Here is a 23485-nt window from a genome sequence, read left to right as displayed (position 1 = left end):
TTTTCAACAGAAAAAGGGCGCTCCTTTGGAACGCCCTCGTGGACACAAGGTTTTGTTACGCCCTACAGCGCGCCAGAGCCGGCTTGCATCATGCCGCCGGGGCCCGAGGTCACGCCGCCGCTCACGGGCGCGGCGTTGCCAGTGTGCGGTGCCGCCGGGGCGGTATCGCCACCGAGCGTACCTGCCGGACGCGGTGCCGGGATCTCGCCCGTGCCGTGGCTAAAGACAAACTTGCCATCGGCCACGTCGCACAGGACGGTATCGCCCTCACCCCACTCGCCGGCCAGAAGCTCCTCGGACAGCGGGTCCTCGATGAGCTTTTGAATGGCACGGCGCAGCGGACGCGCGCCGTTGGTAAGGTCGGTACCCTCCGCCACGATCTTGTCATAGGCCGCATCGGTGAGCTTGATGTTCATGCCGTTGGCGATCAGGCGCTGACGCAGGTCGTCCACCAGCAGGTGCGCGATCTTGGTGAGATTTTCGCCCGAGAGCTTCTGGAACACCACGATGTCGTCGATGCGGTTGAGCAGCTCGGGGCGGAACAGGCGCTTGAGCTCGCCCATCGCGCGGCCGCGGATCTCACTCGACGTGAGACCCTGCTCGCCGGTGGTGCCAAAGCCCACGCTCGCATCCTGCGCAATCTCGCGGGCGCCCACGTTGGACGTCATGATGATCACGGTATTGCGGAAGTCGACCGTCTTGCCCTGGCTATCAGTCAGGCGGCCCTCCTCCAGCACCTGCAGCAGGATGTTAAAGATGTCGGGGTGCGCCTTCTCGATCTCGTCGAACAGCACGACCGAATACGGGTGACGACGAACGGCCTTGGTAAGCTGACCTCCCTCGTCGTGACCCACGTAACCCGGAGGGCTACCGATAAGCTTGGAGACCTCGAACTCGCTGCCGAACTCCGACATGTCGAAGCTGATGAGCGCGTCCTTGCTGCCAAAGAGGTACTCGGCGAGCGTCTTGGCGAGCTCGGTCTTGCCTGTGCCGGTGGGACCCAGGAAGATAAAGCTGCCGCCGGGGCGACGCGGGTCCTTGAGCGGCGAACGGCTGCGGCGCACGGCCTTGGCGACGGCCTCGACGGCCTCGTCCTGGCCGATAATGCGGGTCTTGAGCACGCTTTCGGTCTGCAGCAGGCGACGGCTCTCGCTCTCGGTGAGCGAGGAAACCGGCACGCCAGAGGTCACGGACACGATGTCGGCAATCTGACTCACGTCGATGGTGAGCGGGCTGGCGTCGAGCTCGGCGGTCCAGGCGGCCTTGGCTTCGGCGAGTTCAATCTCGGCGGCCTTCTGCTGCTCGGTGATCTCGGCGGCCTTGTTCATGTCGTCGCTCTCGGTAGCCTCCTGTGCGGCAGCCTTGAGTTCCTCGATGCGATGCTCGGCCTCGCGCACCGGCTCGGGTGCGCGATTCGCGGCGATGCGAGCGCGGGCACCGGCCTCGTCAATGAGGTCGATGGCCTTATCGGGCAGGAAGCGATCCTGAATGTAGCGGTTGGAGAGGTTCGCAGCGGCCTCGATGGCACCCTGCGTGTAACGCACGTGGTGGTGCTCCTCGTAGCGCGGCTTGAGCGCAGTCAGGATCTTGACCGTGTCCTCGACGCTCGGCTCCTCGACATCGATGGTCTGGAAGCGACGCTCGAAGGCTGGGTCCTTGGTGAGGTACTTGCGGAATTCCTCGGCCGTGGTGGCGCCGATAATCTGGAAGGCACCACGCGCGAGCACGGGCTTGAGCATGGAGCTTGCATCGATGGATCCCTCGGCAGAACCGGCACCGATGATGGTGTGCATCTCGTCGATAAACAGAATGACGTCGTCGGCCTCGGTCGCCTCCTGGATCACGTTCTTGAGGCGCTCCTCAAACTCACCGCGATACTTGGCGCCCGCGACAAGACCCGGCAGGTCAAGCGTCCAGATGTTCTGGTTCATAAGGTTCTCGGGCACATTGCCGGCAGCGATCTGCCGTGCCAGGCCCTCGACGATGGCCGTCTTGCCCACGCCGGGGTCGCCCAGGATAAGCGGGTTGTTCTTGGTGCGGCGCGAAAGAATTTCCATCATACGCTGGACTTCCTTTTCGCGACCAATTACAGGGTCGAGCTCGCCGTCGCGCGCCTTCTGCGTGAGGTTGGTCGCGAACTGCTTAAGCGTATCGGTGCCACTCCCCTTTTGCTGAGAGGCATCCGAGCCGCTAAAGAACGGCAGGCCCGCACCGGGACGACCAGCACCGGCGCCGGCGAGCGGACGCTTCTTGTCCTGGTCCTTGGCGGTGAGTTTCTCGATAGCCTTTTTGATGGAGGCGGACGACACACCCAAGCGCATGAGGATGTCCATGGCCATGCCGTTGCCCTCTTCGACGATGCCGATCAGCAAGTGCTCGGTCGACACGTAGGTCTGGTTGTTCTCACGCGCCACGCGGAATGAACGCTCCATCACGCTAATGACGAGCGGCGTAAAGGCGAGCTTAGCGGCCTCGGTCTCCTCACTGGGCTCGGGAACCGTGGTCTGGACCTCTTTGAGAGTATCCATGATGTCATCGTAGGAGATGTCGAGCGAACGCAGTGCCTCGGCGGCAATGCCCTCGTCCTCCTTGGCAAGCGCGAGCAGCAGGTGCTCGGTACCCACCTTATTTGAATGAAGATCGAGCGCCTCTTGCTTGGCCATGGACATGACCTTGCGCGCGCGATCGGTAAAACGGTCTAACATGCTAGTTCCTCTTAGACGAGCTAGTTTTTTCAAACGCAAAGCGCCGCCCCGCGGCAGCGCTTTGGTCTCTTTACCCATATGGAGTATATGTTAACCGTTGGGACCTTTCCTGCCCGTAGCCGCGCGACAACGTCTACAAAAAAGGAATCGCCAGGTGCGTCTGCATCGGCCCAACGAGCGTGGATTTTCGGACACCCATTCCATGAACGTGGATAATCTCCCGTTTTGAGCCCGTAAACAGGCCAAAAACGGGAGATTATCCACGTTCATGTTATGCGGATCAGTTTCATTTGCACCAATTAGCTGGTGTGGCGCCAGCGAGAGTCGGTGAGGGTTCTCGCCACGCCCAGGCCAACGGGCAGAAACGCCACAATGAGCACTGCACGCACAAACCAGCCGAGCATATTGACCGTGTCGAAGGTGCACATGTAATACATCGAGCGATACAGATACAAGCCCGGCACCATAATGACAATCGATGGCACCGTGAGGGCGATACGTGGGTAGGTGAGCTTGATTTCGGCTAAGCTCGCGAGCAGGCCCGATACCAGCGCACCGATAAACGCTGCCGCCTCGGGAGGCATACCTACGCTCAGGCCCAGAAAGGGAAACAGCGTCGGCGCATCGACGAGCGTAAGGCGCAAGGTATTGGACACGGCGCCGATCAGCCCAGCTGCCGCGGCCATCTTTACCGGGCTGTTGAACATCACCGAGAAGCCGAATACGCCAACGAAGCTCATCACCACGCGCAGGAGCGTAAGGGCAAGCGGCGAAAGGCCGAGCGGGGCAAAATCATCCGGTGCCAGCCCCACACACTCGGCAACCATCCAGCCCACAAGGGTCGCCATCACAATAATCGACACGGCATACGAAAGACGCTCAATGCCGCTTCGCATATCGAGCTTAGCGATGTCGAGGCCTGCCGTAATGAGGGGAAAGCCGGGAATCACAAAGAGCATGGCGCCGATATAGCCTTCTTGGTGCGACATTGCCCCCGGTACGACCTGGCCAAGGCCGAGCAATGCCAGCAGATACGAAACGCAAGCGAGCGCAACGCCCGTCGTCAGCGCGCTAAACTGGCCAAGACCCTGCTTGAGAATATGGGAGCGAGCGAAGTTGCCGACACCAGCGCCTACGAATGCACAGGCCATCTCGATAGGACCGCCGCCGAGCAAAAAGACGAAGGCGCCGCAAGCACAGGCTGCCGCAAGGCCCTGTTGCCAGGGAGAGTAATCGGGTTTTGAACTCTCAACGGTCTTGAGCATCTCGTGGTATTCGTGCACGGTAAACCGGCGCCCATACGTCTCGATTTCCTTTAGGAAGCTCTCCATCATCCAAATGCGATGGGTATTGACTCCCGTTGTGGGCAGGCTGACAACCTCGTTAAAGCAGTGGCCATCTTCGATGCAGGTGCACTCAAACGACAGAAGACTTAAGTCAACGTGGACGGTGACACCGAGTACGGCGGCGACGCGATTCATGGTATCGCGTACACGCCAGGCACCCGTTCCACTCGCGAGCATAAGCATACCGGTGCGGCAGATGATGGATGACTTATCGGTGAGCGGCGCATCGACGGCAAGCTCATCGCCTGCCGTCACGATCTGGTGCCAGTCAGTTTTCATATGGAGTGCGCCGGCACGAACACCGTGGTGCATGGGGGCTCTCGAAAGCAGCGAGTCAAGGCGCGAAGACTGTGGGGACTCCGTTGATTCGTCCTCAACCTCATCAGTCTCTTCATCGACCAGATCAAATGAGTCAAGCGATGCCGGCTCGCGACGATCGATTAGCTCCTCATCCTCATCGTCAAAGTAATTGAACTGATCGAGCATGTCCTCTTCGATTGCACGCTCGCTCGCGTCGTCCATATAGACGCTCCCTTCCTACCGACTAACCCCCATCCTAGGCAGCAACGGCTAAAGGAAACATAAAAGAGACGGCTGCCATGCGAGCCATGTGCTCAATAGCCGTTGGGTAGTCGTTTAAGAACGTCCCCAATGACTATTGACGGCCAAGGCAACGCCGATGTATTGGCGACGTCAGCGAGCGGGTCGCATTTGAGACAAGGTGACGTGAAACGAAAGGGCGCTGACCTTCTGGTCGCGCCCTTGAAGTTGAACGTCAGATTGTCCAAATGCGGCCCGCGCAGCGTCGAGCCGTTACGCGGTTCGTAGAACCGCGTAACTAGTTAGTACATCTTCGCGCCGGCAGGGATGGAAGCGTCGAGCTGAATCAGGTTGAGGCGCTCCTCGCCCTCCTCCTCGTGGATAGCGCTGATGAGCATGCCGCAGCTGGGAATGCCCATCATCTTGCGCGGAGGCAGGTTGGTGATGGCGAGCAAGGTCTTGCCGACCAGGTCCTCGGGCTCATAATAACCGTGAATGCCGGAGAGGATGGTACGGTCGGTGCCGGTGCCGTCGTCGAGCGTAAAGTTCAGCAGCTTCTTGGACTTCTTGACGGCCTCGCACGCCTTGACCTTCACAGCGCGGAAATCGCTCTTGGAGAAGGTATCAAAGTCGACGAACTCCTCAAACAGCGGCTCGACGGCGATCTTGGAGTAATCAACCGTGGGCTTGAGCGGCTTGACGAAGGGGCTCGCGGTGTTGCCGGCCTCGGCAGCCTTGGCGGCAGCGGCACCGGACTGGAAACCCTTCTCGGGCTTCATGTGCGGGAACAGCAGCACGTCGCGGATGGAAGCCTGGTTGGTGAGCAGCATGACCACGCGATCGATACCGATGCCGATGCCGCCCGCAGGAGGCATACCGTACTCGAGGGCGCGCACGTAATCCTCGTCGTACTCCATGGCCTCGTCGTCGCCGCCAGCCTTCTCGGCCATCTGGGCGGCAAAGCGCTCGGCCTGGTCGACCGGGTCGTTGAGCTCGGAGAACGCGTTGGCGTACTCGTGACCGGCGATAACCAGCTCAAAGCGGTGCGTCAGGCGCGGGTCGTCCTCAAAGCGCTTGGCAAGCGGGCTGACCTCGATGGGGTAATCGCACACGAACGTGGGGTTGACGATGGTGTCCTCGCCCAGCTCATCGTAGATCTCGGCGATAATCTTGCCGGCGGTCCACTCGGGCTTAATCTCCAGGCCCTTCTCGCGCGCGGCAGCAGCAAGCTCCTCGACCGGCGTATCGATGGTGACCTGTTTGCCGAGCACGTCGGAGACGATGTCGGTCATGGGACGGCTGGCCCACTCACCAGAAAGGTCGATGGTCTGGCCCTGGTACTCGATGACCTCGGGGTTGCCGATGGCCTTGTTAGCCGCCTTAATGACACCCTGGGCGAGCGCCTTCATGCCCTCGAGGTCGGAGAAGGCACGATAGGCCTCCATCGTGGTGAACTCGGGGTTGTGGGTAAGGTCCATGCCCTCGTTACGGAAGATACGGCCGATCTCGAACACGCGCTCAAAACCGCCGACGATGCAGCGCTTGAGGTGCAGCTCGGTAGCAATGCGCAGGTAGCACTCCTGATCGAGCGCGTTGAAGTGCGTGATGAACGGCTTGGCAGTAGCGCCGCCCTGGATGGTCTGCAGGATGGGGGTCTCGACCTCCATGTAGCCGTCGGACTCCATAAAGCGACGGAAGGTGGAGAGAATCTGCGAACGCTTACGGAACGTCTCGCGAACGTCGTCGTTGGCGATCAGGTCAACATAGCGCTGGCGATAGCGGGTCTCCTTGTCGGAAAGACCGTGGAACTTCTCGGGCAGCGGACGAACGGCCTTGGCAAGCAGGGTCGCGCTCTTAGGGGCAACGGAAAGCTGGCCGCGCTGGGTGCGCACAACCACGCCGGTCACGCCCAGGATGTCGCCCAGGTCGAGGGACTTGAGCGTATTCCAGGCAGCCTCGTCCATGTCGTTGATGCGGCAGAACAGCTGAATCTCGGCAGTCGCATCGCGTACGACGATGAACATGATCTTGCCCTGACCGCGCTTGGCGACCACACGGCCGCCGATCTTCACGACGTCCTCGGTGTCCTCGCCATCGGCAAGCTCGGCGTACTTAGCCTCGATATCGGCAACGTAGTCCTCAAGCTCAGAGTGCTCGGGATAGGGGTTCTGGCCCGCCTCGAACAGGGCGGCGCGCTTGGCCAGGCGGGTGGCGCGCTCGTCGTTGAGCGTCGATGCCTGATCTGCGGCGTTCTGGTTCTCTGCCATAAGTTAGCTCCTCAAACTAAAACGCTCCCCAGGATTCGGTCCCAGGGAGCGAAAACATACCTTTACGCGGGACCGTGGTCTAGCGTGCAATCTTGGCGATGGTGTAGACGCGAGTCTTGCCGGAAGGCGTAACGACCTCGACGGAGTCGCCCTCGCCGTGACCGATGATGGCGTGGCCGACCGGAGACTCGTTGGAAATCTTGTGCTCGAGCGAGTTGGTCTCGGTGGTACCGACGAGCGTGACTTCCATGACCTCACCGTTGGGATCAATCAGAGAAACGGTGGAACCGATGGAGACGGTCAGATCACCTGTGGTGGCAGCAACCTGAGCGTTGGCAAGGATGGCCTGGATCTCGGCAATACGAGCGGCGTTCTGGGCCTGCTTGTCCTTAGCGGCGTCGTACTCGGAGTTCTCCGAAAGGTCGCCGAACGCGCGGGCTTCCTTGATGTCCTCGACGATCTCCTTGGCGTAATCGCCCTCACGCCAAGCGAGCTCCTCGACGAGCTTCTGGCGGCCCTCAGCGGTCAGTACGATCTGGCTTGCGTCCATACGGATATCTCCCCAACTCTGATCAAACAATCAACTGTCAACAAAACGAAAAAGACCGGCTAGCCTGCGGGCAAGCCGGTCAGGTGCTCACCCCAAAGGGATGGGACTACTCTGCGTCCGCGTCGCTGTCCTCTGCCTGCTTCTTCTTGGCAGCAGCGAGCTTGGCCTCGAGCTCAGCGATCTCCTTGTCCTCCTCGGACTGCTCGACCACGACCTCCTCGGCCTGCTTGGTCTCGGCCTTATCGTCGCCCTCCATACCCTCGCGGATATTCTTGACGGTAGAGCCGAGGGACTTGCCGAGCTTCGGCAGGTTCTTGGGCCCGAAGATAATCAGGACAACGACGAGAATAATGATGAGCTCAGGAGCCCTCAGTCCAAACATGTAGACCTCCACAATACAGCGAGACAAGCTCGAATGAGTATACCGCGGGTATCGCGGTATCACAACAATAGCTAAAAAAAGGGACCGCAAGAAGCGGTCCCTCCTCATGCTCTGGTCGGGTTGACTGGATTTGAACCAGCGACCCCTGCGTCCCGAACGCAGTGCTCTACCAAACTGAGCCACAACCCGTTAGCTCGACTATAGTAACAAAGATTTTCGCCGCGTGCTAGAGAAATTTTTATTTCTTTGGCGCGTCGATTTGAACCGTGTTGGGAATAAGCTCAGTCGCGCAGGCCCACCAGCCATTTTGCTGGGCAGCGTCAGCAAGCCTTTCGGCCGTGGCGGCGGTGTCGCAAATGGCAAACGAGCAGGCGCCCGATCCGCACACATCTACAGCAACGGTGCCGTCCTGTTTACGCAGCCAATCGAGAACCGTTTGTATCTGCGGCTCCATCTGTGCGGAAATGACACCCAGGTTGTTATGGATGAGCGCATATGCCGTCTCGGCATCACCAGCACGCAAGGCAGAAGCTATCGCGCCGGGCTTGTCTGCAGGCACCGGGGCCTCGTCAAAGCGCCGATACGCTTCAACCGTTGAAACGCTCGCCTCGCGCGGTTTGACCAATACGACGGGTGTCGCCGGAAGCGCAGGATACTCAGTGGCCAGTACGTCTCCCCCGCCCACGTAGAATGCGGGACTCGCGTGCAGAAAGAACGGCACGTCGGCGCCAATGCCGCGGGCGATGTCATCGAGCGCGGGGTCAGTGCGATCGATGCCCCAGAGCTCCGCCAAGGCGACAATGACCGCGGCCGCATCCGTCGAGGGGCCGCCCAGGCCGGCGCATAGCGGAATGCGCTTTTCGATCGTAACGCATACGTTGGCGTCGCGACCATAATGCTCGGCCATAGCAACCGCAGCCCGATACGCCGTATTCTTTTGCATGGGAAAATCTGATGCCGGAACCGTCTGGACGGTCAGCGCCGACGCAGGCGCGACCGTCACGGTATCGGCAAGACCGACGGCTGCCATCAGGGAATCAACCTTATGGTAGCCGCGGGCGTCGCGCTCGGTATGAACCCCCAGATAGAGGTTGATCTTTGCCGGCGCGGAAAGGGTCAGGGACCAATCGGTCACCGCTAGTGCTCCTCGAGCTGATTGCCGAGCGGGGTAAAAATGTGCTCGCCGCTCTCGGGGTCGAACAGCTCGACCTGCCCGGTGAGGACATCGATATACTGGTAGGACTGGCGCGACTTGCGGCCGCGGCGCTCGTCAACCTCGACGATAAAGACAGCGGGGTGGACGCTCTTGATGGTGCCCATGCGCTCGACGACGCGGGTGCGGCCCATGTTGGCCTTCACCTTGACGCGATCGCCCACCATATCGGTCAGCTTCTCGTGGATGTCGTCGACGTGATTGACTTCCATCTCTTCCATGAACAGGGCCTCCAGAAGGTGCAATTCAAAAAGGGGATAATACCCCTAAGATAGACAAAACTCTAATACTATAGCACCCTGTTGCGACCACGCGCAAGTAGCTAATTTGGCTACTTACAGATTGTCGGTATCGAGGACGATGGTGAATGGGCCGTCGTTGACCAAGTCGACTTTCATATCGGCGCCAAAGATGCCGTGCGCCACGTGTTCGACATCTTGGCGAACGAGCGTCAGGAAGTACTCGTAGAGCTCGTTGGCGACATCGGGGGCGCCGGCATCCGTAAACGATGGGCGGCGGCCGTGACGGCAATCGGCGAACAGCGTGAACTGCGACACCACGAGAACCTCGCCGTCGACATCGGCAAGTGCCAGGTTGGTCTTGCCGTTCTCGTCCTCGTTAATGCGCAAGCCCCGGAGCTTGCCCCACAGCTTATCGGCCTCGGCGCGCGTATCGCCGTGGCCCACGCCCAGCAGCACCAGGTAGCCACGTCCAATACGGCCCACGCACTCGCCGTCGACTGTCACGCCGGCATTGAGCACGCGCTGCACTACCGCACGCACGACTACTCCTCGCCCGTCAGTTTGGCGGATAGGTGCTCGAGCGCATGGAATCGATGACTGATGGCGTTCTTCTCGTCCGCCGTCAGCTCGGCCATGGTCTTGCCCGGCGTGTCGACCGGCAGGAACAGCGGGTCGTAGCCAAAGCCGTGATCGCCGCGGCCCTCGTGCGCGATAACGCCCTCGCAGGCGCCCTCGCCATAGGTGACCAAACCGTCCGTGTCGATGAGCGCGACGACGCTCATAAAGCGCGCAGTGCGGTCCTCGTCGGCCACGCCCTCCAGATTCACGAGCAGCTTGGCGTTGTTGGCGGCATCGTCGCCGTGAACGCCCGCGTAGCGCGCGCTATACACACCCGGCTCGCCGTCCAGCGCGTCGACGACCAGGCCCGAATCATCGGCAATGGCCATGAGCCCCGTCTCTTCGACGGCAGCCTGCGCCTTGATGATGGCGTTCTCCAAAAACGTCGTGCCGTTTTCCTCGGGATCCTCAAAATCACCTAGCTGGCCGAGCGCCACAAAGCGCACCTCGGGCATGACCTTGCCCAAAATGGCCTCGATCTCGGTGAGCTTATGGGCGTTGCCCGTTGCCACGACAATGGTCGCCGCCGGGTCGAGGGTGTCGATGTCGATCTTCTCAAGTGCCATGAGTGGTCTCCTTGTCTCTATAGCAATGCCGCGCCGAGGGCGACGAGGGCCCCTGCCTCTCCCCTCTCAATCAACGGCAGTCTTATACTTCGACGTTTTCCCAGATAAAACCTACCAAAATAAACCTGTCCCTTTTTGGCAGGTTAGGCGAGGGCTTGGCACTGGAGCTCGATGAGCTCGGCGATACCCTTGTCGCCCAGGTCGAGTAGGGCGTTGAGGCGCTTGCGGTCGAAGGGCGCCTGCTCGCCAGTACCCTGGAGCTCGATCATCTCACCGGTGTCGGTGGCGACGAGGTTCATGTCGACCTCGGCGTGGCTGTCCTCGGAATAATCGAGGTCAAGCAGTGTATTGCCGTCGACAACGCCCATGGAGATGGCAGCCACCTGGCCGGTAAGCGGGATGCGCTCGATCTTGCCCGCCTCGACCCACATGGCAAGGGCGTCGTGCAGCGCCACCCAGGCGCCGGTGATGCTCGCTGTACGCGTGCCGCCATCGGCCTGAATCACATCGCAGTCGACGGTGACGGTGTACTCGCCGAGCGCCTTCATGTTGACGACGGTACGCAGGCTGCGGCCAATGAGGCGCTCGATCTCCATGGAGCGACCCTTGCGGTTGGCATGCTCGCGCTTGCAGCGCTTGCCGGTCGACGTCGGCAGCATGGCGTATTCCGCGGTCACCCAGCCGGCCTTAGCTCCCTTTCGCCAGCCCGGCACGCCCTCCTCGATAGTGGCGGCGCACAGCACGCGCGTGTCGCCGAACTCGGCCAAACACGAGCCGTGGGCGTGCTTCATGACGCCACGGGTGAGCTTAACGGGGCGCAACTCGTTGGCAGCGCGACCGTTGGCGCGGTTGACCTGCATGTACTCCATAGAAATATCCTTTCGGCAAAAGATGTGGCGAAGGCTTTGGCGGCTGCCTTACATCTATTTCAGCTCATCGATATCGATATGTTCGATGCTCTTGAGCGGCTGACCAAAGATAAAGCTGCCCGCCACCGCAAACTCGGCAATGTTATCGGCCGTCGTGGCAAAACGATGCTGCGGCTCGGCGGCGTCGCCCGCCAGCTGCTCGCGGCGCGTGAGGATATCGGTCAGCTCGCGCGTGGTCTCCTCGGCGGAACTCACGACGCGCACCCCAGGCCCCAGCGCATGCCGGATAGGTCCCACCAACAGCGGAAAATGCGTACAGCCGAGTACCACGGTATCGATACCGTGGTCGCGCAGCGGCTCAACCGTGGCACCCACCAGCGCACGCACGGCAGGCGTATCGAAGATGTCCTCGTTCTCAAGCCACTGTTCCTGCAGATGTGCACCCGAGGCGAGTTCGTGTTCGACAACCTCGACAAAGCTCGAGGCAGGACAGCCGTACACATCGACGCCGGCATCCAGATCCTGAATGGCGCGCGTGTAGGCGCCCGAGCGAATAGTGAGGTTGGTGGCGAGCACGCCCACCCGGCGCGTGCGGGTGCTGTTGATTGCCGCACGGGCACCCGGCGCGATCACGCCGATCACAGGAACGTCGAGCACCTGCTGGGCCAGACGCAAGGCCGCAGCAGTCGCCGTATTGCAGGCGATGACCATAATCTTGACGTCGTGCTTCGACAGCCAACGGCCCGCCTGCAACGCAAACGAGCGCACCTCATCCTCGGTGCGCGTGCCGTAGGGGCAGCGTTTGGTGTCGCCGAAGTAGTAGACGGACTCATGCGGCAGCGCCGTCGCAATCGCGCGTGCAACCGTCAGACCGCCCAAACCAGAATCGAACACGCCAATCGGGCGCGTGTCGCCTGCCGGATTCTCGATATCGGACATTACCTCACCAGTCTCTCTCGAAAAGACATGTCCAAGTGCAGCGACGCCGCGCTACGAACGCGCCGCGACCAGCAGCTCTGCCGTCGCCGCCCAACCGTCGACAATTTTGCCGCGCGTAACGAAAGCGTTCTCGCAAGCAGCCAAGAACTCGGGCGCGCCGGCGCTGGTCAAACCGTTCTCGACCAGGCAGAACGTGCCCACGTGGTCAGCCATGTAGAAGTCAGACTCGGAATCGCCGAGTGCCAGCGTCTCCTCGCGCTCGATACCCAGGTGCTCGCAGAAACGTGCGATGGCAACGCCCTTGTTGAGGCCGGAGGGATTGATGTTAAACGCGCGGCCATCCTCGACGCGTTCGAGCTCGAGCGTCGTCGGCTTGGACAGATGCGTCAGGTGACCGTTACAGGCCCAGACCAGGCCGCAGCCGGCCTCGTCCAGGATGGCCTGGACCTCGTCGTCGGGCACATCGCCGCGCATGCCGACGGTGACCTCGCGGTACTTGTAGCCAGTCGACATGTCATTGTGGTACTCGATCTTATGCGGCCAGCGGGCGAGAATCTTCTCGCACACGCCGGTCTGCTCGATCACCTGATGCGGCGTGAGGCCGCAGGCGGGGTCGTAGGGCATATCGCCGGTCAGATACTCCCAATCGTTGGCCTTGAGATCATACATGACCAGGCCGCCCATCTCACCGATGTAGGAGTTGAGGCCGAGCACGCGCGCATCCTCGTGGATCATGGTGCGGTTGCGGCCCGAGGTGGGGACCACCTGGATGCCGGCGCGGGCAAGTGCCACGACAGCCTCGACGAGCTTGGTCGAGGGATTGCCGTCGTTGTCGCGCAGCACGCACGAGCCGGGCGCGAGCATCGTGGCGTCCAGATCGGTAAAGACATACTTGACCTTGGCAAGGCGCTCGCGCATCTCGCCCGAAAGCTCGGCAACGGTCGGCAGGATGTTGTGGGACATGGTCACTCCATTTATTACGTAGAAAAGACTTAATCTTGGTACCGCGTTTTCCCTAAGGTGAACACGCTTGAGAGGCACCGCATCATCGGGCGTCGATGATTCGCAAACGCCATCCCAAAGGCAGCGGCGCTTAGGCGTCGTACGCCGCAAGGATGCGCTTGAGAACCGAGCCATCACGCTCGCAGGGCTCGGGTCCGTTCTTGCGCAGCATGCACTCCTCCTCGCCCTTGCCGGTCACGATAACCACAGCGGGGCGGTCGGTCTCGCGCACGGCCGTCTCGATAGCGGCGGCGCGGTCGCACACGATCTGCCAGCTATCGTTTCCCTGCGCCTGGACATTGCGCGCGATCTCGGCGCAGATGTCCTCGACGTCCTCGGGGCCCGGGTCATCCTCGGTAATCACGATGCGATCGGCGTACTTGCCGGCAGCGATACCCATCGTAGTACGGCGATCGACACCCTTGCCTCCCGTTGCACCAAAGACAACCGCCAGCTCGCGCTCGGGATAGTTCTCGCGCAGGTCGCGCAAAAGCGTCTCGAGGCTCATGCCGTTGTGCGCATAGTCAACGACGCCCAAAATCTTGCCCGATACAGACGGATAGAGCTCCATGCGACCGGGAACAAAGACGCCCTCAAAGCCATGGACGATGCCCTCTTCGGAAATGCCGAGGGCCTCGGCACAGGCAATGGCGGCAAGCGCATTGGACACGTTGAACTTGACGGGCGTGGGGATCACGATGTCACGCGTAAAGCGCGGCGTGCGGACCGTGGCGATCACGCCGCAATCGCCGTTGCGAATGGCCAACGCACGCACGTCGGCGCGTCCATCGGTCAGCGAGAACGTCACCGTGCGCTCGCAGCGGGACGCCGCCTCGAGCACGCGGTCGACGTGGTCCATATCGAGGTTGACCACGGCAAAGCGGCTCTGCGAAAAAATCTTGAGCTTGCTGGCAAAGTAATCCTCGAGCGTGGGGTGCTCGATCGGCGAGATATGGTCCTCACCGATATTGGTAAAGGCGCCCACTTCAAAGTCAATCTTGCCCGTGCGCTCGTATTTGAGGCCCTGGCTCGACGCCTCCATGACCAGCCACGGAGCGCCCGCCTCGGCGGCATGTGCGATACGCGACTGCAAAAGGAAGGACTCGGGGGTCGTTAGCTTAGAAGGACCGACCTCGATACCGTCATCGAACTCGATACCCGTGTTGAGGGCTGGTCGATGACGGCCCGTGAGCTTAGCCTCGTTGGCAAGAATGCCACGCAGATAAAAGCTGCAGGTCGACTTGCCCTTGGTGCCCGTAAAAGCGCAGACCTTCACCTTGCCCGAGGGATGACCGTAATAGGCGTCCGCCACCACAGCGAGCGTACGGCGGATATCGTTGACGATCACAGCGGGAATATCGACGTCGTAATCGACCTCGGACACGTACGCCACGGCGCCTTCGGCAATCGCCGAGACCAGATACTCGGGCTTGAACGCACGGCCCTTGCAGACAAACAATGTACCCGGACGCACCTGGCGCGAGTCGTCGGTCGCAAACTCGATGTGCTGGTCGCATAGAGTATCCGGCTTGGAAACAACAAGGGCCTCGGCCTCGAGCAGCTCCACATAGCGCATCAAAGCCAGCTTCTCCTTCGTCGTACCCGACATATAACGACCTTTCTCGCTAAACCTAACCTTAAAAGCAAAAACCGTCCCAGATGAATCCGGTCGCGCCCCTGTATTATCAACCATCCTAATATGCCACCTGACCTTGCGAGTGTCTCAGCACCCTAAAAACTTGCAAGGACCAGCACACGGTTAATTCGAAATAACAAAACCCCCGCCCTACAAATGCGCGTGATGCGGGAATGACCAGTGAGTCTGTCATGCTCTACAAGGACACGTCGCTGCTTTCGAGCGTCGGCGTCATGGAACTCATGCTGTTCTCCAAAACCTCACGACCACCACGGGCAACATCACACCCTACATTTGCGCCGCACCCTACTATCTGGTTGTGACGATTCCGCTCATCCACGTCGTCACCAAGGTAGAGCACCGCCTTGCCAAGCGCGGCAAGCGCTAGCCCCTCTCGCGCTCTCACACACAGCAATCGTCGTAGCCGCGGCCCGCCGCTTCACCCAACGTGCGGGCCGTGGTTTTTCGGTCCCCTCGGCGCTTATGCCCCATCACGAAGCAAAAGATTGGCATGATAGTAAGGATTGATTGATATCGACTGCTGCAAACCTTGCGGCAGCGCACCTAAGCCGTCAGCAGAAAGGATCTTGCATGTGCGGTTTTGTCGGTTTTACCGGTACAGATGAACAGAGTGAGCTGGTTCTCACGGCCATGATGAATCGCATCATCCATCGCGGGCCGGATATGGGTGGCCAGCACATCGTCGATGACGTCGCCCTCGGCTTCCGCCGTCTTTCGATTCTCGACCTTTCCGAGGCTGGCGCTCAGCCCATGTCGAGCGATGACGGCAAGGTCACCATCGTCTTCAACGGCGAGATCTACAACTTCCAGGAGCTTCGCGCCGAGCTCGAGGCTGCCGGCTACGTCTTCCACTGCAACGCCGACACCGAGGTCCTGGTGCACGGCTACGAGGAGTGGGGCGAGGACCTGGTCAACCGCCTGCGCGGCATGTATGCGTTCGTGATTCACGACCAGAACAGGAACAAGCTCTTCGGCGCCCGTGACATCTTTGGCATCAAGCCGTTCTATTACTACCGGGCCTCCGACGGCTCGCTGCTGTTTGGCTCCGAGATCAAGAGCTTCCTGGACCACCCCAAGTTTGAGAAGGCCGTCAACCGCGACGCGCTGCGTCCCTACCTCACGCTGCAGTTCCCTGCCACGGAGGAGACGTTCTTTAAGGGCGTGTTCAAGCTTGCCCCCGCGCATTGCTTTACGTACGACCTTACGACCAACACTATGGATATCAAGCGCTACTGGAGCTGCGACTTTACCGATGACAACTCCAAGAGCTTCGAGGAGTACGTGGACGAGTGCGACAAGGTCGTGCACGAGAGCGTTGCCGCGCACCGCATCGCCGATGTTAAAGTTGGCTCGTTCCTCTCCGGCGGCGTCGACTCCAGCTACATTGCCGCCTGCCTCATGCCCGACACCACGTATTCCGTCGGCTTTGACTACAAGAACTTCAACGAGACCAACTACGCCGCCGAGCTTTCCGACAAGCTTGGCATTAAGAACGTGCGCAAGATGATCACCGCCGACGAGTTCTTCGACGCGCTACCCGATATCCAGTACCACATGGACGAGCCGCAATCGAACCTCTCCAGCGTGCCGCTGTACTATCTGGCACAGATGGCCGCCGAGGAAGTTACCGTCGTCCTTTCGGGCGAGGGCGCCGACGAGCTGTTTGCCGGCTACGAGTGGTACGAGGACACCCCCGAGATGCGATCCTTCAAGAAGCGCGTGCCGCTCGGCGTGCGCCGTGCCCTGGGCTCGCTCGTTCAGCATCTCCCCTACTTTAAGGGTCACAACTTCCTGACCAAGTGCGCCGAGGTCCCCGAGCGCTGGTACGTGGGCCAGGCAAAGGTGTTCGACCCGTCCGAGGTTGACGAGGTTCTCAAGCCAGCTTACGACACCGGCAAGAACGCCTCCGAAATGTGCGCAGAGTACTACAAGCAGGTCCCCGACTGCTGCGAGCTCTCTAAGAAGCAATATCTGGATATGAACATGTGGCTTCCGGGCGACATCCTGCTCAAGGCAGACAAGATGTGCATGGCGCACTCCCTGGAGCTCCGCGTTCCGTTCCTGGACAAAAAGGTCATGGAGTTCGCCGAGCATATTCCCGCCAACTACCGTGTCAACGAAGAGGGCTGCAAGCTTGTCCTGCGCCACGCCGCCAATCGCACGCTGCCCGATGAGTGGGCAACACGCAAGAAGGTTGGCTTCCCGGTGCCAGTTAAGTTCTGGCTGCGCGAGCAGAAATACTACGACTACGTCAAGGAGTACTTCACCGCACCGTGGTCTGCCGATTTCTTTGACACCGATGCGCTCATGAAGCTGCTCGACGATCACTTTGAGGGCCGCGCGCTCAACCAGCGCAAGATCTATACCACGCTGACGTTCCTCATTTGGTACAAGCGCTTCTTTATCGACGAGAACAAGGGCACCGAAGGCCCCTTGTCTGTTGGCAGGACGGCGGCGCGGAACCATTTACAGACCAGGGAATAGGTGATACTCTGGACGCAGACACAAGGCTCCCAGCCGTCATCAAGAGCAAGACAGTTGCCGCCGTCATAATTGCAGCAGTCATGCACCAGCCGCCGGACGGCTCGGTACTGCTGGTAGGTCAGTCGGGGAATGCCGTTCACCGCTCCACCTCCCGGCGTTTCTGCTGGGTCTGCTCCTGCTGGTGTATGGCAGCATCGGCGTTCCGCTTCACCTGTTGAAGCCGCCGCAAATCGTCTTGGATAGGCTTGTACTGCTCATACTCGGCTGTGTACTCCTGGTGAAGCCTCGCCTGTTCCTGTTCCCACGCATGAACGGGGATTTTACCAGCAGGGGAACGGTGCTTGTCCAGCTTCCGGCGGGCCATGTGGAACGTCCTCAACTCGTTCTCATGCTCCCTCTCGAATTTTTCCCGCTTGCCCTTCCACTTGATACCCTGCAACTCGTCATAGACGGGCTTGGTGTCTCGGTAGAGGTCAACAAGGCGAAGCAGTTCCTTCAATTCGTTCAGACGGTCACGCTTCGCTTTCATGGATGTGTTGATGGCCTCCGTTCGTTCACTCTGGGCGGCGATATGGGTCTCTAAATCTTCCAGCGTAGCGATGCCCCTCTCGGTCAGAAAATTGATGGCCTCGGCAAAACCTTTAAGATTTCCAATCCTGGCGTTGCGGCTCCATGCTCCGGCGTTCCGGCCCTCATAGTAGTCGGTCAGCAGGGCGGCAAGGGTCGGGGCCTGGGGCTTGCTCAATTCTTCTTTTATGGCCTTAATCCAATCCGTCAGGCCGGCGATTTTCTTCCGAATATCCCGCAGAATGTTGTTGGCCTTTTTTATCCAGCGGTTCAGATCGCCCTTGTCGGTGGGGATGCCCTTGGCCTCCATCTGGCGGACGGCCACGCCCTCATGGACGGTGGGCAGCAGGTCAAGGCCCTGACGCTCATAGGAGCGGTGGTCGATGCGGCAGGTCAGCCCCTTTTCCTCAAACTTGGCGTTCACCATAGCGGCCCACGCCTCCCGCCAATGTTCCAGTGTTTCCGGGCTTCCCCAGTCGGTAGTGGGAACAGCGTCAAAGAGGGGCTTGCCGTCCTCTCCCATAATGCGGTTCCCGTCCTCGTCCAGACGGTAGCGGCGGCGCTGCTTGCACCCCCATTTGCCGTCTGGCTCAATGGGCCGGATGGGGCAGAGAACATGAAAGTGCGGGTTAGGAATACCGCCGTCCTCCTTGTCCGGCTGGTGGATGGCAAAGTCGGCAATCATGCCCCGGCCCACAAGCTGCTCCGAAACAAATTGCCTTGCAAGAGCGATGTTTTCCTCCAATGAAAACTCGTTCTGCAAGGCAATGTCAAAGCTATATGCAAGCTGGGCTTTCTTGCCGCGCTCGGCCTTCTCCACGGCGTTCCAGAGGGTGGCGCGGTCTTGGTACTGGTTGGGGGCCTGGGGCGGCAGGAGAATGTCTGTGCAGACCACGCCGCCCTTGTGGGTGTAGTCGCTGACCTCGCCATAGTATTCGCTATACAATTTCTCCCCGGCTCGGTAGGCGGCGGACGTGACAACAGACTGTCCCGCGCTCCGTTTGACCTGGGTAACGTGGAGATGGAACAGGGCCAATTATCCGCTTTCCTGCTGGTCAGTGGCTTGGCTCACCAGGGCGGCAACTTCCGGCAGGGAAAAGACCTTTTCCATCAAAAGAAAAAAGGCCCTTTCGCTCATGCCGCGCACCTCCGGGGCGATACTCTCCACCGCTCCGCCACGGGTGATAAGTCGGTGGTTTCGCTTCTTCCTTTCGCCTTGGGTGTAGTAGCGGATGCGGTTCTCATACCGCTGGCCTCTGTGCTGGTACTGCTCCAACTTAGCGGTGGCCTCAGCATACTCTTTCTCTAATTCTTCGCGTGACTTGTCCATCGTGTTTGACCTCCTTCTTGGCAAAACAAAAGACCGTCTACCTGCTGTGTCGGGTAAACGGTCAAGGGTAACGGTATTCGGTTTTAGCCTCGCTGGAAAGGTGCAGACGCAGAGCGGATGTACCTTTCCAGCGAGGGCGCAGGGATAGCCGCAAAGCGGCGCAAGGGGCGCAGCCCCTTGTACGGAGCGGAGCGACGCAAACGGCCCGGACTTTCGGAAGTCCGGGCCGTAGCCTCGCAGAGCGCACGATACATGGTCGCAGACCATGTATAGAAGTGCGCCCTTTGTTCCAAAGGGATTTTATAAGTCCATCATTGATGGGAGAATTTTGTTGAACATATGGCGCACCTTATCAATCCGGGTGTTTGGGCGGCGTGGCTGAAAAACTGGTTCGCCGCTGGCGATTTGATACCCCTTCAATTCTGTTAAACAAACGCTTCTCCCGTTTGTATAAAAGGTGAGGTCATTGCGGTACTCTTGCACACAGCGGGCAGGGATTTCGCCAGTAAAAATCACCTCGCTGTTTTTAACCTGGGTCGTTTCAATACTCGCGCAATATTTTGGTGCGTCATGATAAGCTCTGGAGAGATATTCCTGCGGCGCATAGAGTGTAAAAGAAAGATATGGTTCCAATAGCTGCGTCCCCGCCTTTTTCAACACCTGCTCCAATACAATAGGTGCCAATGACCGAAAGTCTGCGGGAGTGCTGACCGGACTATAATAAAGCCCATACTCAAAACAGATTTTACAGTCCGTTACCTTCCATCCATACACGCCTTGTTCCAGACCGTAGCGGATACCATCCAATACAGCGTTTTGAAAACTCTGATTCAAGTATCCAACGGAAACTTTGCTCTCATACTGCACTCCGGTGCCAAGGGGGAGAGGGGTGACGGACAGCCCGATGGACGCCCAGAATGGATTGGGCGGCACTTCGATATGAATGGTGTGACTTACCGCTTTCAATGGCCTCTCCATATAGATGACGGTAGGTTCTTTTGCAGTTGTGTTGAGCTGATATTTTTCCACCAGAAGATCAGAGATAATTTCCAATTGTACCCGGCCCAAAAAGGAGAGAATGATCTCATGGGTCACAGCGTCTACTTCATAGCGCAGAAGCGGGTCGGTATCCGCAATTTCTGTCAAGGCGTTTAACAAGCGTTCCCTCTGTTCTGGTTTCTCTGGTGCAATTGCTGTCCGCAGCAAAGGGAGAGGATTGTCGCTCCACGTTTCACGGGGCAGCAGCAGTTTGTTTCCCAGCACATCATTCAGCCGCAAACTGTCGCAGGGTACAATGACGATCTCGCCCGCATGGGCAATCTCTGTTCGGACAATCTCACCCTTTGAGGGGATACGCATTTCCGTAATTTTCAGTTTTTCTTTCCCTGCCAAGGCTACGGAATCCCGCAAATGAAGCGTACCGCTATACAACCGCAGATAGGCAAGGCGTTGGCTCTGGTTTGCGTACTCAACTTTGAACACAGTTCCGCACAATTCAGAGCTGTTCTGCCCGGTGGGTGATTGGAATGTATCTGTGACCGCTTCAATGAGTTGTCGGATTCCCAAGTTTACCTTGGCACTGCCATGATAGACCGGAAACAGAGAGACGCTTTGGATTCTCCTGTTTTCCTCCCGCAGAAGTTCTTCTTTGTCCATTGGTTCTCCGGCAATATATTTCTCCAACAATTCATCACAGTCCGCAATCACGGTATCCCAATTCTCCAGCCCCATGTTTTCCATGATGGATATATCCGGGGAAAGCTGCACGTTCTGCTTAATAATCATATTTGCGGAGAGCTTATCTCGGATAGACTGATACACACCTGGCAGGTCAATCCCGTCCTGGTCGATTTTGTTAATAAAGATAACAGTTGGGATTTTCATTACTTGCAGAGCATGAAACAGAATACGGGTCTGCGCCTGAACGCCGTCTTTTGCAGAAACAACCAAAATCGCTCCGTCAAGAATGGCAAGGGAGCGATAGACCTCCGCTAAGAAATCCATATGCCCAGGAGTATCCACAATGTTGACCTTACAATCGTGCCACTGAAAGGAAGTGACCGCCGTTTGAATGGTGATTCCACGCTGCCGCTCTAAAAACATGGTGTCCGTTCTCGTTGTTCCCTGATCCACACTGCCGGGCGCCTCGATTGCTCCGCTGGTATATAACAGGCTCTCCGTCAAGGTCGTCTTACCTGCGTCTACATGAGCAAGAATGCCAATATTGATGATTTTCATATGATTGTCCTCCATACAAGGCCCAGAAGGGCGCAAAAATCCCCAGCGACAAATACTTTTACCGCTGGGGATGATAGGTAGGACACACATGAAAACTGCGGCCAAGGCTGGCCGTTGTCTATCACGATATGAAATGAAAAGGCAAAAGTATTCTTAAATTGGGTACAAAAACCAAGCCCTCTCCTTGAGGACGTTTGTCTTTGTTCCCATTATCAAATTTTATTTAAGAATACCTTGCCGCATATTGATAAACTCCTTTGCTTGGATTTTTATAGTATAGCATATCAAATTCCCAAAAGCAACCCTGTTAAGATAAATTTTTTCTGTCACTGCACCTCCATATCTCTCTCGTGTATACGCCGAAGTCTCCGCTTAGATTTCGTTATGAATTAGCGGTGAACCCCGCAGGGTTTCCGCTATACTCAATTCCCGCGGGCGATTGGCGCAACGGTTAGCGCAGGTGCTTTACACGCACAAGGCTGGGGGTTCGAATCCCTCATCGCCCACCACTTGATTGAAAAGGCTCCCAGCGATGGGGGCCTTTCTTTTTTGCACACGGCCTATCCCAGCCATGGTAAATCGATAGCAAAACGGGTTCCAGTTCGCCCAATCGTGCGCCAAACGGCACGTGACAGTCTGGAACCCGCTTCAAACTGCTATGCCTGATGGCGCTAAGCTAAAACACCCGCCAGGATCTCGATCAGACCATCCACGTCGGCTTCCTCGCACACGAGCGGCGGCAGGAAGCGCAGTGTATGTGCACCTGTAGCGTTAATCACCGCACCAGCCACCAATGCGCGAGCCACAACGTCGTGCGCATCACCCGCAGCATCGTCCAAATCACAGCCGAGCATTAGGCCGCGACCACGCACCTCGGTAACATGCGGCAGCTTGGCGAGCCTTGCCTCCATATAGGCACCCACCTTGGCGGCATGGTCTGCGTAGTCACCGCGCACAAGCGCGGAGAGCGTCGCGGCACACGCCGCGATGGCCAAGCAGCTGCCGCCGAAGGTCGAACCATGGTCGCCGGGCTTAAAGATGTCAGCGATTTCCTTCTTTGCCACCACGGCACCCATGGGCACGCCGTCGGCGATGCCCTTGGCAAGACTCATGATATCGGGCTCCACACCATAAGTCTGGAAGGCGAACGGCTTGCCGGAGCGGAAAATACCACACTGGACCTCATCGGCGATAAGCACGGCACCCACCTCGTGTGCCAAGTCGCGCGCCGCAGCCATAAACTCCTCGGTCATGGGATGCACACCGCTTTCGCCCTGGATCGGCTCGAGCATCACAGCGCAAATCTCGCTTCCTAACTGCTTAAAAATTGCACGCAGTTCATCTACATCGTTGGGTGTGCATGCCACAAAGCCACCCGGCAGCGGGCGGAAACTATCCTGCAGCCAATCCTGCATGGTCGCGGCAATGGTCTCGAGCGTACGACCATGAAATCCGCCGCGCATACACACGATGGTGTTGCCACCGTTGCCGGCACGTTTGGCGTACAGACGCGCGAGCTTCATAGAGCCCTCGTTGGCCTCGGCACCGGAATTGGCAAAGAACGTCTCCCACACCTGTTCGCCCGCAGTCGGAGCGCCAAGCGCCGCCGCCGTGGTCTCGTCGCCAGCGGCAATCGCGTCGGCAAGCACGCGCGCACCGTCCGCATCGTCGTTGGCGAGCTTAGACAGCAACGCCGCGACCTGGCCGCGCTGCTCAATGTAGAAGTAGTTGGAGACATGCAGGAGCTTTTTGGCCTGGGCCTCGAGCGCCGAGAGCACCGCCGGATTGCCGTGGCCTAGGCTGCATACGCCAATACCTGCAAGAAAATCGAGATATTCGCGACCATCGTCGCCGGTGAGCTTCATGCCGTGACCCTCGACAAACTCGACCGGCGAGCGGCCAAAGGTTTGCATCACGTAGTGGGATTCGAGCGATTGTTGAGCTGCAAGTGACATGAGATGCCTTTCGTT

General features: G+C 59.0%; 18 protein-coding genes, 2 tRNA genes and 1 pseudogene. 2 read left to right on the top strand and 19 right to left on the bottom strand.

Features of this window, described 5'->3' with window-relative positions:
• Positions 1–62: 62 nt before the first annotated feature.
• From DXD24_RS02325 to DXD24_RS02260, 14 genes are all read right to left on the bottom strand, one after another.
• Positions 63–2705 (bottom strand): ATP-dependent Clp protease ATP-binding subunit, encoded by a 2643-nt coding sequence (locus DXD24_RS02325; RefSeq protein WP_117583115.1) that lies wholly within the window; start codon positions 2703–2705, stop codon positions 63–65.
• 299 nt (positions 2706–3004) lie between these two features.
• Positions 3005–4573, bottom strand: coding sequence for a threonine/serine exporter ThrE family protein (locus DXD24_RS02320; protein ID WP_199407963.1), 1569 nt, complete (start codon positions 4571–4573; stop codon positions 3005–3007).
• A gap of 320 nt (positions 4574–4893) precedes the next feature.
• The gene (gene lysS, locus DXD24_RS02315; RefSeq protein WP_117635963.1) at positions 4894–6858 is read right to left on the bottom strand and encodes a lysine--tRNA ligase; all 1965 of its coding nucleotides are present in this window, start codon (positions 6856–6858) and stop codon (positions 4894–4896) included.
• Between the two features lie 79 nt (positions 6859–6937).
• The gene (gene greA / locus DXD24_RS02310) at positions 6938–7408 is read right to left on the bottom strand and encodes a transcription elongation factor GreA (protein WP_006234960.1); all 471 of its coding nucleotides are present in this window, start codon (positions 7406–7408) and stop codon (positions 6938–6940) included.
• Between the two features lie 106 nt (positions 7409–7514).
• A complete protein-coding gene (gene tatA / locus DXD24_RS02305; RefSeq protein ID WP_022094895.1) occupies positions 7515–7790 on the bottom strand; it encodes a twin-arginine translocase TatA/TatE family subunit in 276 nt (91 codons plus the stop codon).
• A 112-nt stretch (positions 7791–7902) separates the two neighbouring features.
• Positions 7903–7979, bottom strand: a tRNA-Pro gene (locus DXD24_RS02300).
• Positions 7980–8028: 49 nt separating this feature from the next.
• Complete coding sequence (ispE, locus tag DXD24_RS02295; protein WP_222847408.1) at positions 8029–8925, bottom strand: 4-(cytidine 5'-diphospho)-2-C-methyl-D-erythritol kinase; 897 nt, start codon at positions 8923–8925, stop codon at positions 8029–8031.
• A gap of 2 nt (positions 8926–8927) precedes the next feature.
• Positions 8928–9224 carry a Veg family protein gene (locus tag DXD24_RS02290; protein WP_006234957.1) on the bottom strand — a complete coding sequence of 99 codons (297 nt, stop codon included), beginning with the start codon at positions 9222–9224 and terminating at the stop codon, positions 8928–8930.
• A 114-nt stretch (positions 9225–9338) separates the two neighbouring features.
• Positions 9339–9785: a D-aminoacyl-tRNA deacylase gene (dtd, locus tag DXD24_RS02285; RefSeq protein ID WP_055286755.1), complete on the bottom strand. Its 447-nt coding sequence runs from the start codon at positions 9783–9785 to the stop codon at positions 9339–9341.
• Positions 9786–9787: 2 nt separating this feature from the next.
• A complete protein-coding gene (rdgB, locus tag DXD24_RS02280; RefSeq protein ID WP_022094898.1) occupies positions 9788–10429 on the bottom strand; it encodes an RdgB/HAM1 family non-canonical purine NTP pyrophosphatase in 642 nt (213 codons plus the stop codon).
• Positions 10430–10572: 143 nt separating this feature from the next.
• Entirely contained in the window at positions 10573–11298 is a 726-nt protein-coding gene (gene rph, locus DXD24_RS02275; protein WP_117646051.1) for a ribonuclease PH, read from the bottom strand.
• Positions 11299–11352: 54 nt separating this feature from the next.
• Entirely contained in the window at positions 11353–12237 is an 885-nt protein-coding gene (gene murI / locus DXD24_RS02270) for a glutamate racemase (RefSeq protein WP_035137557.1), read from the bottom strand.
• Positions 12238–12288: 51 nt separating this feature from the next.
• Positions 12289–13200, bottom strand: coding sequence for an HAD family hydrolase (locus tag DXD24_RS02265; protein WP_117646050.1), 912 nt, complete (start codon positions 13198–13200; stop codon positions 12289–12291).
• A gap of 130 nt (positions 13201–13330) precedes the next feature.
• The gene (locus DXD24_RS02260; RefSeq protein ID WP_117646049.1) at positions 13331–14848 is read right to left on the bottom strand and encodes a Mur ligase family protein; all 1518 of its coding nucleotides are present in this window, start codon (positions 14846–14848) and stop codon (positions 13331–13333) included.
• Positions 14849–15466: 618 nt separating this feature from the next.
• Here DXD24_RS02260 and asnB point away from each other — a divergent pair.
• Positions 15467–17380, top strand: a complete 1914-nt coding sequence (gene asnB / locus DXD24_RS02250; protein WP_233502307.1) for an asparagine synthase (glutamine-hydrolyzing) — start codon at positions 15467–15469, stop codon at positions 17378–17380.
• Here the strand turns inward: asnB and DXD24_RS02245 are convergent.
• The 4 genes and pseudogenes from DXD24_RS02245 to tet form a co-directional block, all read right to left on the bottom strand.
• Positions 17329–17520 (bottom strand): annotated as a pseudogene (locus tag DXD24_RS02245) (cysteine-rich VLP domain-containing protein); the annotation flags it as partial. The gene asnB and the pseudogene DXD24_RS02245 overlap by 52 nt on opposite strands.
• Positions 17517–18983 (bottom strand): MobQ family relaxase, encoded by a 1467-nt coding sequence (mobQ, locus tag DXD24_RS02240; protein WP_021631986.1) that lies wholly within the window; start codon positions 18981–18983, stop codon positions 17517–17519. The gene mobQ and the pseudogene DXD24_RS02245, both read right to left, overlap by 4 nt.
• Positions 18984–19277, bottom strand: a complete 294-nt coding sequence (locus DXD24_RS10075) for a DUF3847 domain-containing protein (protein WP_021631985.1) — start codon at positions 19275–19277, stop codon at positions 18984–18986.
• Between the two features lie 300 nt (positions 19278–19577).
• Positions 19578–21515: a TetM/TetW/TetO/TetS family tetracycline resistance ribosomal protection protein gene (gene tet, locus DXD24_RS02230; protein WP_117646045.1), complete on the bottom strand. Its 1938-nt coding sequence runs from the start codon at positions 21513–21515 to the stop codon at positions 19578–19580.
• Between the two features lie 433 nt (positions 21516–21948).
• Between tet and DXD24_RS02225 the strand changes: the two genes are divergently transcribed.
• Positions 21949–22024, top strand: a tRNA-Val gene (locus DXD24_RS02225).
• A gap of 162 nt (positions 22025–22186) precedes the next feature.
• Here the strand turns inward: DXD24_RS02225 and DXD24_RS02220 are convergent.
• Positions 22187–23470, bottom strand: a complete 1284-nt coding sequence (locus DXD24_RS02220) for an aminotransferase class III-fold pyridoxal phosphate-dependent enzyme (RefSeq protein ID WP_117646043.1) — start codon at positions 23468–23470, stop codon at positions 22187–22189.
• Between the last annotated feature and the right edge of the window lie 15 nt (positions 23471–23485).

Origin of the sequence: Collinsella sp. TF12-2AT, assembly GCF_003436735.1 — a bacterium.
Taxonomy (GTDB): Bacteria; Actinomycetota; Coriobacteriia; order Coriobacteriales; family Coriobacteriaceae; genus Collinsella.
This window is presented reverse-complemented; position numbering and strand designations above follow the sequence as displayed.